General features: G+C 67.0%; 8 protein-coding genes and 1 pseudogene. 7 read left to right on the forward strand and 2 right to left on the reverse strand.

Annotated features, from left to right (window positions below; all coding sequences use genetic code 11):
- Positions 1–27 precede the first annotated feature (27 nt).
- The 3 genes from ACIQE0_RS38495 (at position 28) to ACIQE0_RS38505 (ending at position 1,652) form a co-directional block, all read left to right on the forward strand.
- Complete coding sequence (locus tag ACIQE0_RS38495; RefSeq protein WP_402340981.1) at positions 28–642, forward strand: group II intron maturase-specific domain-containing protein; 615 nt, start codon at positions 28–30, stop codon at positions 640–642.
- A 69-nt stretch (positions 643–711) separates the two neighbouring features.
- The gene (locus ACIQE0_RS38500) at positions 712–1,515 is read left to right on the forward strand and encodes an IS3 family transposase (RefSeq protein WP_402340996.1); all 804 of its coding nucleotides are present in this window, start codon (positions 712–714) and stop codon (positions 1,513–1,515) included.
- Positions 1,516–1,538: 23 nt separating this feature from the next.
- Entirely contained in the window at positions 1,539–1,652 is a 114-nt protein-coding gene (locus ACIQE0_RS38505) for a hypothetical protein (RefSeq protein ID WP_402340999.1), read from the forward strand.
- A 164-nt stretch (positions 1,653–1,816) separates the two neighbouring features.
- Here the strand turns inward: ACIQE0_RS38505 and ACIQE0_RS38510 are convergent.
- A pseudogene (locus tag ACIQE0_RS38510) lies at positions 1,817–2,058 on the reverse strand (VOC family protein); the annotation flags it as partial.
- Positions 2,059–2,473: 415 nt separating this feature from the next.
- Positions 2,474–3,319, reverse strand: a complete 846-nt coding sequence (locus ACIQE0_RS38515) for a LuxR family transcriptional regulator (protein WP_402341002.1) — start codon at positions 3,317–3,319, stop codon at positions 2,474–2,476.
- A 666-nt stretch (positions 3,320–3,985) separates the two neighbouring features.
- Here ACIQE0_RS38515 and ACIQE0_RS38520 point away from each other — a divergent pair.
- The 4 genes from ACIQE0_RS38520 to ACIQE0_RS38535 all read left to right on the forward strand — a co-directional run.
- Positions 3,986–4,792 (forward strand): proline hydroxylase, encoded by an 807-nt coding sequence (locus ACIQE0_RS38520; protein WP_402340984.1) that lies wholly within the window; start codon positions 3,986–3,988, stop codon positions 4,790–4,792.
- A gap of 23 nt (positions 4,793–4,815) precedes the next feature.
- Positions 4,816–5,886 (forward strand): ornithine cyclodeaminase family protein, encoded by a 1,071-nt coding sequence (locus tag ACIQE0_RS38525; protein WP_402340987.1) that lies wholly within the window; start codon positions 4,816–4,818, stop codon positions 5,884–5,886.
- A complete protein-coding gene (locus ACIQE0_RS38530; protein WP_402340990.1) occupies positions 5,883–11,003 on the forward strand; it encodes an amino acid adenylation domain-containing protein in 5,121 nt (1,706 codons plus the stop codon). Before ACIQE0_RS38525 ends, ACIQE0_RS38530 begins: the two co-directional genes overlap by 4 nt.
- A gap of 2 nt (positions 11,004–11,005) precedes the next feature.
- On the forward strand, positions 11,006–11,494 hold a 489-nt coding region (locus tag ACIQE0_RS38535; RefSeq protein WP_402340993.1), incomplete at its 3' end, for a condensation domain-containing protein.

Consider the following 11,494-nt stretch of genomic DNA (forward strand, 5'->3'; position numbering starts at 1 on the left):
GCCTGACGGCTGGGCGATGGGAGCCGTGTGAGCCGAGAGGCTCCCGCACGGTTCTGCGAGCGGCGGCGGGTGAGATTCCCGCCGCCGACTCACCCGGTGATCCACTGCTCGTCAGAGCGGCAGGCCCGCGAGGTCCTGGCGAGACTCGAAAACAGAATGGCTGAGGTCGGGCTCCAACTTCACCCGGACAAAACGCGGATCGTGTACTGCGGAAGGGAGCGGCGCCGCGATGACACGGCAACCTCATTCACCTTCCTGGGTTTCACATTCCGAAAACGTCCGGCAAAAGACCTGCACGGGAAGATCTTCACGTCCTTCCTCCCGGCGGTTAGCAAGGACGCCCTGAAGAAGATGAGCACGGAAGTCCGCTCCTGGCGGATTCACATGCACGTCACCTACTCCTTCGGCGAGTTCGCGAAATGGCTGAACCCCATCATTCGCGGATGGATGCAGTACTACGGAGCCTTCTACCAAACCGAACTGTATCCCCTCCTCCAGCGCATCAACTTCTACCTGCTGCGCTGGGTCCGGAAGAAGCACAAGCGGCTGAAGACCTACAAGAAAGCAGCGCGAAGATGGGACCAGGTCGTTAAGTCCTACCCATCGTTCTTCGCGCACTGGAAATGGGTCAACGTCACCTGACGAAGAGGGCAATAGGAGCCCGGTGACGGGAGACTGTCACGCCGGGATCTGTGTGAGCCCGGGGGTGCGATTCCCCCGGGCCACCCGACCCGCAGCGTACTTCGCGAGGGATCCCCGGTAGCCAGCAAGTACGAGTTCATCGAAACGATGCGGCTCGACACCGAGGAGTACGCCTACACTGTCGAGTTCATGTGTCAGCGGCTCGACGTGTCCAAATCCGGCTACTACGACTGGCGCTCGCGCCCCGATTCCGCGACGGCGAAACGCCGCGAGGAACTGAAAACGCTCATCCGGAAGGCATTCGAGATGTCGGACAGCACGTACGGGTACCGGCGCGTGCATGCCCAGCTGGCCCGCTGGGGCGTGGCCGCCGGCCTGGAGCTGGTCCGCCAGCTGATGCGGGTCCTGGGCCTGGTGCCCTGTCAGCCGAAGCTGAAGAGGTTCGGCCTGACCCGGCCCGCGGCCGGCGCGTTGCCCGACCTCGTCGGCCGCGACTTCACCGCCGATGCTCCCGGCGAAAAGCTCGTCGGCGACATCACTTACGTCAAAACCGGTGAAGGATGGCTCTATGTGGCGACGGTCATCGACTGCTGCACCAGGGAAGTCATCGGATACGCAATGGACGACCACTACCAGACGCCTCTGAAATCCCGGGCCATACGCAACGCGTCCCGCAACCGGAAGCTGGCCGCGGAAGCCATATTCCACTCGGATCGCGGCAGCAACTACATGTCAGCCGAGTACGCGGGCGTTCTCGCAGGACTCGGATTGCGGCAATCGGCCGGCCGCACCGGAATCTGCTTCGATAATGCTATGGCCGAATCGTTCTTCGGCACGCTGAAGAACGAGCGAGTATCCGCGCGACCTACCTGACCCGTGAAGCTGCCCGACAGGACATCACCCGGTACATCGAATTCTGGTACAATCACAAACGCCTTCACTCGGCAGTGGGATACCGCCCTCCCCGCGAAGTTCATGCCGAATACCAGAAGTTGCGATCCGTCGCGTAAGAGACCGTCAGACGCTTGTCCGGAGAACTCGCGGCGCCTCAGCTACCGCCGCCTCACCGTTCCGATACGAACGAAAGGGCTCGCACTTCCTCGCCTTCCTCGGCCTGGCCGCCGCCCTGACCTGCTACAAGAAGCTCGCGGAACTCGCCACGTGAGATAATCTCTCAGATGTCGTGCATCGGGATGCACGAATCATTGCCGTCATACAGGGTTCGTACGTGTACCGCGCCGAGCGGGACCTGCCGTGCGCATTCGTCCTCACGTGCGGTGAGGCACTCTTTCCCCACGAGTCCGGTGCCGACCCGCACATCAAGGTGCAGCCGGTTCTTGGTGGCCTTCCCTTCGGGACGCGCTGGAAGTACAGTCGCGGGTCCACATCTGAGGGATCATTGCAGGCGAACAGGGCGGCTATTGCGGGGGAGATGCGGATTCTCGACCCCGACGTGCGTGCTCGCCGGCATCTCGGATCTCCTGGACCCGGAGTCGAGATTGGTGCGTCGGGACGATGCTGGGACGCAGCATCGATTCTCACGGTAACGAGCGCCCGGTTGGTGGTGCCGGAGTCTCCAATCTGAACCGTACAGTTCAGTTTCGGAATCCGGCTCGAGGACGGACGGTCTTGCACACCATGTTGTGCCCAAACGGCAGCCGGATGCGCCGAGTACGGGCCGCTACAGGTAGCCCACGTTCGCACCGCTCACGGGCGCGCTGCTGATGATCACGAAGGGCGGTACCGGTCCTGCTGGCGGGTACTGTCTCCGCGGGCGGGGGAGCGGGCCACTCCATTCGCGGTCTTGGGGCATGAAGGTCCGGCCAGCCGGTCAGTCGTCTTCCAGACTGCCCAAAATGCCCATCTCGCTGAGTATGTAGCCGAGTTGGGCCCGACTTTTGCTGCCTACCTGCTCTGAGGCACGGCGCACGTGCTCCAGGACGCTGCGTCGGCTCATGCCCAGTCGGCGGGCAACGCGGTCGTCCGTCTCACCGGAGACCACCGCGCGCAGAATCGTCCGCTGGAGATCGTCCAGAAGGACGGTCCGCTCGGGGTCCGTCTCGCTGCCGAGTGGGCTGGCGCGGTCCCAGGACCGGTTGAAGACGATAGTCAGGTAGCGGATCAGCGCCGGATGCCGTATTTCAAGTGCGGTGCTCGCTGTCTCCTCGGAGACGGGTATGAAGGCCACAGTCTGATCGCAGATGATCAGCCGATCGAAGACCTCAGCCAGGGTGCGGACTTCGGCGCCAGCGGCCGTGATGGTTTCTACGTAGGTGCACGTGGGTCGATGGCTGCGGATGGTGTGCTGGTAGAGGGTGCGTTGCCGGACTCCGCGGGCCAGCATCGGCAGACCGCGCTCCAGAGCCTCGCCGAGTAGCTCCGGTGAGCGGCCTCCGCCCGGCTGGGCGGTCAACAACTCGGTGGTGCACGCATCCACCGCCGACTCCAAGGCCTGGCTGATGTTGGTGCCGCCATGGATGAGCGTGAGCATGGGTGTCTCGTTGCGCTTCGTCGCCGCGTACAGCGCCTCATATGCCGGGAAAGACGCCTGCAGGTTGTCGGCCGCGCTGCGCAGGCTCGCGATCTTCTCTACGAAGGGTCTTAGGGCAAGGTCAGCCGCGAGGGTAGGGGGCACTGGGTACGCCCGGCCCGGACGGCCGTCGTCGGGGCCGACCACCAGCTGCAAGGACTTAAGGCAGTCGGGAGCATCCTCGTATGCCAAGTCGCTTGTTGTCAGCGCCTGTTGGTAAGCACGGAGTGCCGGTTCGCACAGAGCTGCGACGTCCGGTATCCCACAGTTGTCCTTATTTGTGCATAAGTGTTCATGGCTCACAAAAGCGCAACGTACCATTGCGCATACCCTTCGCTATTGGTTGGGGTTTGGTCGCGCGTGATGCTCTTTAGGCGGGGCGCAAGCGAGATCGATGACCCGAGGGCATCACCTGGCTCTCCCCGCGGATCGCCGGCTCGGAGGTATCCGACCCGCGCCCAACGCACTGCACTGACCAAGGGGGATGATCAGGTATATGTACGGCACTCTGGTGCGCCGTTTCGCTCCGGTTCTGGCGCTTGTTGCTCTCGCAAGTGGCGCAGCTCTGGCTGGCGCCCATCAGGACATGGCGGTTACGGCCATCGGGTCGGGCACGGCCTTGAGCACCTCCCGTGCGGTCCACACGTACGACCCTGCATGGGGCTGAGGATTCTCCGTCCCTGAGCCCGAAAGGCCAGAGAAACCTTGGCCGCGCGGACACTTCGGGGACGGCGTGGTGCCGCGCTGCCGTCCCCCTTCAACAAGGGGCGCGGGCCGTTGCCTGTCCATCTGACCTCTTACCAAGGGATACCCATGCCTGCCATGACGCCGACCCGTCTCATCGACGAAGCGATGTTCGGAGCGGAGACGGCCCGAGAAGGGGAGCTGCGGGAGGCTTTGCAGCGTCTGGCCGCCGGCACCTGCGCGATCGTCCAGGTGCCCGACCTGCTCCAGGGCGACTTGACCCACCTCATCACCCGCATCGAACAGACCAATTTTGAACCGTACGACGAAGAGCGACTCGACCCGCCGATTCTCAAGTTCGGTCCTGCAGTCTACGACTACTACACGCAGGGCCAAGTCCACGAGGCCTACTGGAAGAGGGCAGAACAAGCCCGAAATGCCGTACTCGACATCTACGGCGGATACGATCCGACCACCGCTGTCATGTGCCGGCTGAGCACCGAACTCGGCATTCCGGTGCGTCCCGCGACCATTGAAGGACGGCCGCTGCACGTGGGCATTCTCCGTGAGTTCCCCACGGGCTCAAAAATCCACTATGACGAGGTGGTGCGGGAGTTCCCCAACCGCCTCGACGACCAGCCCATCGTGCAGCTCGCCTTCAACCTGCACCTCACCGTCGCCGAGCGGGGCGGCGCGCTGACCGTCTGGCGGCACCGCTGGTGCCCCGTCGACGACACCTGCAAGGACGGCTACGGCTGGGCTTCCGAGGTGGTCGCCGACATACCCGCGGCCACCGTGCGGGCCGCGGCCGGCGAAGGCGTCTTCTTCGACTGCCGCAATTTTCATCAGGTGCAGGACTTCGAAGGCGGCCGTCGAATCACCCTCTCGTTCTTCATGGGGTTCACGATGAACGGCGAATTGATCGTCTGGTCCTAACCGCCCTAGCCAAGAGGAATTCAATGAACACCCTGCTCATCACGCAGGAAGACATCGACCGGATCATTGAGCAAGTGGGGCGCGATGCCCTCATGAGTCGCATTATCCACCGGCTGTCCGAGGCATTCGCCGCTGTCCATCGCGGCGCGGCTGAACTCTCGCCACTGCGCGACGGATTCCTTCGCCCCGACCCGGTACCAGGAATCATCGAGTGGATGCCGCACCGCGAGGGTGGCAGCAGCACCACTATCAAGACGGTCTCCTACAGCCCAGGCAACCCCGACCAGTTCGGCCTGCCGACCATCATCGGTACCGTCGCCCGCTACGACGATGTCACCGGCCGCCTGACCGTCATGTGCGACGGCATTGTCCTCACGGCCATCCGCACCGGCGCCGCCTCCGCCCTCGCCAGCCGCGCCCTCGCCCATCCCGAGAGCCGGACGGTCGGCCTCATCGGCACCGGCGCCCAATCCGTCACGCAGCTGCACGCTCTCAGCCTCTGCTTCCCGCTGGAGACCGTGCTCGCCTATGACACCAATCCCAAGCACCTCGACACCTTCGCCGACCGTGTTGCCTTCCTCGGCCTCGAGGTACGCATGGCCACCACCGAGGAGATCGCCCAACAGGCGGACATCATTACCACCGCCACCTCCGTCGAGGTTGGTCACGGACCGGTCCTCCCGGACGCCGGCATACGCGAGCACCTGCACATCAACGCCGTCGGCGCCGACCTGACCGGCAAGACCGAGCTGTCCAAGAGTTTGCTCGACCGGGCCCTGGTCTGCCCGGACCACCCTCAACAGGCACTGCGTGAGGGCGAGAGCCAGCAGCTCACCCCCGACCAGCTCGGCCCCTCCCTGGCCCAACTCGTCGCCGAGCCGGACAACCTGGTCGGCGCTCGCAGCCGACTGACCGTGTTCGACTCGACCGGCATCGCCCTCGAGGACCACGTGGCCCTCGATGCGTTCGTGGAGTTCGCGAATGAGCTCGGCCTCGGCACCCGCGTGAACCTGGAATACCGGCCCTCCGACGCCATCGACCCGTACTCGCCGCACATCGGTTCGGCACGGATCGTGGAGCGGTACGCCTCATGAACCCTCTCCCGACAACGTCCGCGCGGACGCCTGCAGGCCTCTTCGAGGCGCAGGCGACATGTACGCCCCAGGCCATCGCTCTCGAATTCGAGGACCTCGCCCTCGACTACGCCGAGCTGAACCGGCGCGCCAACCGCCTAGCCCACTACCTCATCGCCGAGGGCGTAGGTCCCGAGCGCGTGGTGGCCCTCGCGATGCCGCGCTGCGAACAGCTGGTCGTCTCGATCCTGGCGGTGCTCAAGGCTGGCGGCGCCTATCTCCCCCTGGACTTGGACTACCCGCAGGACCGGATCCGTCTCCTGCTCCGCAACTCCGGGGCGGGTTGGGTGCTCACTACCGGCACGTACCTCGACGGGCTGCTCGGCGACGCGATCGCCACACCGGCGGCCTCACCCGAGCGGATCGATTTGAGCGACGCGGCCGTCCGCCGGATGGTGTCGGGACACTCGTCGGACAACCCCGTGGACGCCGACCGGACCGTGCCCCTCGACGGGGCCAACCCGGCCTACGTCGTCTACACCTCCGGCTCCACCGGAGTCCCCAAGGGCGTTGCCATGCCCGTCAGCGGCGTGGTCAACCTGCTCGACTGGCACGCCGCCGCCATGCCCGTCATCCTGGGCGGGCGCACCGCCCAGTTCACCGCCATCGGCTTCGACTTCTCCGTTCAGGAAATCCTCGCCACCCTGATCACCGGCCGAACCCTGGTACTGCCCACCGACGAACTGCGCCGCGACGTGGCCGCGTTCGTCGGCTGGCTCGACGAGCGGAAGATCAACGAGATCTACGCCAGCACGGCCGCCATCGACACCGTGCTGGCCGTGGCCAACGACCGAGGCCACGACTTGCCCGCTCTTCAGGATGTCCTGCAGGGCGGTGAGGCCCTCGTCGTGGATGGCCTCATCCGCGAGTCCGCAACCCGCTCGGCGTTCCGCCTGCACAACATTTACGGCCCCGCCGAGGCGCCCTTCGCCACGACCAAGTCCCTCGGCGGCGACCCGGCCAACTGGCCCACCACCGTGCCGATCGGCACCACCATCAGCAACGTTCGCGTGCACATCCTCGACACCGCCCTGCGCCCCGTGGTCCCCGGCGAGCAGGGTGAGCTGTACATCGCGGGTGACTTGGTGGCCCGTGGCTACTGGAATCGCCCAGACCTTACCGCGCAGCGCTTCGTCGCCGATCCGTATGGGCCCGAGGGCTCACGCATGTACCGCTCTGGCGACCTCGCCCGCTGGAATGCCGACGGCGAGGCGGAGTTTCTCGGCCGGGTTGACGACCAGGTCAAGATACGCGGCTTCCGAGTCGAGCCCGGCGAGGTCGAAGCCGCGCTCCTCAGCCACCCTGCGGTCATTCAAGCCGCGGTCGTGGCCCTCAAGGGAGCCGTCGGTGGCGTTCGCCTGATCGGGTACACCACCGGCGGCGCAGATCCCGCCGAACTGGCCAACTACCTCGGCAAACGGCTGCCCGCCTACCTGGTGCCCAGCGTCTTCGTAGCCATGGACGCCTTCCCTCTCACGCCCAACGGCAAGCTCGACCGCAAGGCCCTACCTGAGCCCGACCTGGGTACCAGCTCGGGCTGGCGCGCCCCCCGAGACGCCAGGGAGAAGGCGCTCTGCGCCATGTTTGCCGAGGCCCTAGGGCTGACCCGGGTCAGCATCGACGACAACTTCTTCGACCTGGGAGGCCAGTCGCTTCTAGCCACCCGGCTGCTGAGCCGGGTCCGCCACTCCCTTGGCGTCGAGCTGGCGATGCGTGACCTCTTCCAGTGCCCGACCGTCGCTGAACTCGCAAGGCGACTGGACGAGCTGCGTCCCGCCCGCCCCGCGCTGCGGCCCATGCCGCGCCCGGAGCGTCTGCCGCTGTCCTATGCGCAGCGCCGGCTGTGGTTTCTCGACCGGCTGGAGGGGCCCTCGGCCACCTACAACCTGCCCTTCGTCCTGCGGCTGACCGGTGACCTCGACCGCGCTGCGCTGCGGCAGGCCCTGGCCGACGTGGCCGGCCGCCACGAGGCCCTGCGGACCGTCTTCCCCGAGGCCGACGGCGAGCCCGCACAGATGATCCTCGACGCCTCGGCGGCCGTAGTGGAGCTGCCCGCACGGCAGACCGAACCCAGCCTGCTGGCAGAGGAGGTACGGGAGTCGGGTCTGCGCCCCTTCAACCTGGCCGCAGACCTGCCGCTGCGCGCCGAATTGTTCGACCTCGGTACGAGCCCCGACGGCGAGCGCGACCACGTCCTGCTGCTCACTCTCCACCACGTCGCCAGCGACGGCTGGTCCATGGGCCCCCTCGGCCGTGACCTGGCCACCGCCTACACCGCCCGCTGCGCGGGCCGGGCCCCGGAGTGGGAAGAACTCCCGGTCCAGTACGCCGACTACGCCCTCTGGCAGCGCGACCTGCTCGGCGAGCCTGCCGACCCGCAGTCTCTCGCTGCCACGCAGCTGTCGTACTGGCGCGAGACCCTGGCCGGGGTCCCCGAGGAACTCGCCCTCCCCTTCGACCGGCCCCGCCCGGCCGTGTCCTCGTACCGGGGCGAGCGCCTGCCGCTGCGCATCGACGCCGAGCTGCACCAGCGCGTCGAACAGCTTGCACAGCGGACCGGGACCACGGCCTTCATGGTTCTCCAGGCTGCACTAGCGGGCCTGCTCGGCAAGCTCTCGGCCAGCGACGACGTGCCGCTCGGCAGCGCCACCGGCGGCCGCACCGACGATGCGCTGAACGACCTCAATGGCTTCTTCGTCAACACCCTGGCGCTGCGGGTTGACGTCTCCGGCGCACCCACCTTTCGTGAACTGCTCGACCGGGTGCGCGGGACCGTCCTGGACGCACTTTCCCATCAAGACGTCCCCTTCGATCAGGTCGTGGAGACCGTCAACCCGGCCCGCAGCCTGGCCAGGCATCCCCTCTTCCAGGTCATGCTCGTGATGCAGGCCGCCGGCGGATACCGATTCGACATGCCCGGCCTGGCCGCAGAACTGACTGAGGCCGACACCGGCACCGCCAAGTTCGACCTGCTCTTCAGCTTCACGGAGCAGTTCGCCGAGGCGAGCGGAGGCACCCGTCCCGACAGCGCAACGGCCTCATGCGCCGGCATCGACGGCACCCTCGAGTACGCGGCGGACCTCTTCGACGCCAAGAGCGTCGAGCGCATCGGCGACCGCTTCCTGCGCCTCCTCGATGCCGCGGTGGCGGCCCCGGACCGGCCGGTTGCCGCCATCGACCTGATGACCGCCGACGAGCACCGGCTCGTGGTGTCCGACTGGAACACCACCGACCGCGATCTGCCCCCGCGCACGTTGCCAGAACTGCTCGAAGCCCGCGCCGCGGCCATGCCAGACTCCCTCGCGGTGATCGCGGGCGAGACCGAGATCGGCTACGCGGAGCTGCATGCCCGCGCGAACCGGCTCGCCCGCGCCCTGATCGCCCGCGGGATCGGCCCTGAGGACCACGTAGCCGTCCTGTTACCCCGCTCCGCCGAGCTGATCACCGCCATGCTCGCGGTGCTCAAGGCGGGCGCCGCGTATCTGCCGGTCGATCCGGCCTACCCCACGGACCGGATCGCGTTCATCCTGGCCGACGCTGCACCCGCCCTGCTGGTCACGACCGAGGCCCTGGCTGGAGCGGGGGACGCGCACGCAACGCTCGTCGTCGACAGCACTGCGGGCCGTGCCGAGATGGTCGCCCAGCCTGGCACCGCCCCGGCCCGCAGCGACCTGGTCGCCCCGTTGCTGCCGGAAACCCCGTCGTACGTCATTTACACGTCGGGCTCCACTGGGCGCCCCAAGGGTGTTGTCATGACCTCGCTCGCCCTGCTCAACCTGCTCTGCTGGAACGCCGACGCCGTGGAGAGCACGCCAGGCGACCGGGTGGCCCAGTTCAGCGCCATCGGATTCGACGCGTCCGAGCATGAGGTCCTCTCCGCGCTTCTGAACGGCAAGACAGTGTGCGTGCCTGACGAGGACACCCGGCTCAACCCGCAGCGGCTGGCCGAGTGGGTGGATCGGCTGGGCATATCCGAGTTGTTCGCCCCTGACCTGGTCGTCAACGCTGTGTACGAGGCCGCGGACGCCCAGTCCCTCCGGGCCCCCGCCCTGCGACACGTGATGCAAGCCGGTGAGGCGCTGCAACTGAGCAAGATCGTAAGTGAGTTCCACCGGGCGCACCCCGGCACGATGCTGCACAACCACTACGGGCCCTCCGAGACCCACGTGGTGACCGCGTACACGCTGCCCGGAGCCTCCGAGGCCTGGCCTCAGACAGCCACCGCGCCGATCGGCAAGCCGATCTGGAACACCCGTGCCTACGTCCTGGACCGCCAGATGCGCCCGGTCCCCGTCGGTGTCCCAGGCGAGCTGTACCTGGCTGGCTACTGCCTCGCCCGCGGCTATCTGAACCGCGCAGGGCTGACCGCCGAGCGGTTCGTCGCCGATCCGTACGGGCCCGACGGCTCGCGCATGTACCGCTCCGGCGACCTCGTGCGCTGGAACGCGGTCGGCGACATCGAGTTCCTCGGCCGCGTCGACGATCAGGTCAAGATCCGAGGCATCCGGATCGAGCCCGGCGAGATCCAGGCCGTCTTGACCCAGCACCCAGCGATCGGCGCCGCGACCGTGATCGTCCGCGAGGACCGGCCTGGCCAGAAGCGGCTCGTCGCGTACGCCGTTCCGGCCGAAGGCTCCGAGCTCCCGCACCCGTCCGAATTACGCGCGCACATGGCCGCGCAGCTGCCCGACTACATGCTCCCCGCCGCCTTCGTGACCGTCAGCTGCTTGCCGCTGACCGGCAACGGGAAGCTGGACCGGCGGGCTCTGCCCGCCCCGGACTACTCCAGCCTGCTCACCCACCGGCCGCCGCGCAACCGGCGCGAGGAACGGCTCTGCGAGGTCTTCGCCGGAATCCTCCAGATCCCCGACGTGGGCATCGACGACAACTTCTTCGAGCTGGGTGGCCATTCGCTGCTCGCCACCCGGCTGGTGAACCGTGTCCGGTCCGTGCTGGGGCTAGAGGTCCCGATCCGCACGCTCTTCGAGTTCCCGACGGTGGCCGGGCTGGCCGAGCACCTTGGCGAGGCCAAGTGCATACGACCGGCTCTGAGCAAGCGAGTGAAGCAGGAGGCCTGACCATGATTCCGTTGTCTTTTGCGCAGCGCCGGCTGTGGTTCCTGGACCGGATGGAGGGGCCTTCGGCAACCTACAACCTGCCCGTGGCGATCCAACTGACTGGTGAGCTCGACCGTTCCGCGCTGCGCCAGGCCCTGGCCGACGTGATCGGCCGGCACGAGGCCCTGCGGACCATCTTCCCCGACACCGACGGCGAGCCCACCCAGATCGTCCTCGACGCGGCGGCGGCCGTGGAGCTGCCCGTACGCGAGATCGGATCGGATGAACTCGCCGACTCCCTCAGGGAGTCGGGTCTGCGGCCCTTCGATCTGGCCACAGACCTCCCGATGCGTGCCGAACTGTTCGCGCTGGGAGTAGACGCCGCAGGGGCCCCGGAGCATGTCCTGCTGCTCACCCTGCACCACATCGTTGGCGACGGCGGATCGATGGGTCCGCTGACTCGTGATCTGGCCACTGCCTACGCGGCCCGCTGCGTGGGCCGGGCTCCGGAG

This window comes from Streptomyces sp. NPDC093097 (genome assembly GCF_044754325.1).
Taxonomy (GTDB): Bacteria; Actinomycetota; Actinomycetes; order Streptomycetales; family Streptomycetaceae; genus Streptomyces.

What these genes read in the sequence shown, in the direction of transcription:
- ACIQE0_RS38520 (WP_402340984.1), top strand. Translation starts at nt 3,986, where the DNA reads ATGCCTGCCATGACGCCGACCCGTCTCATCGACGAAGCGATGTTCGGA.
- ACIQE0_RS38530 (WP_402340990.1), top strand. Translation starts at nt 5,883, where the DNA reads ATGAACCCTCTCCCGACAACGTCCGCGCGGACGCCTGCAGGCCTCTTC.
- ACIQE0_RS38525 (WP_402340987.1), top strand. Translation starts at nt 4,816, where the DNA reads ATGAACACCCTGCTCATCACGCAGGAAGACATCGACCGGATCATTGAG.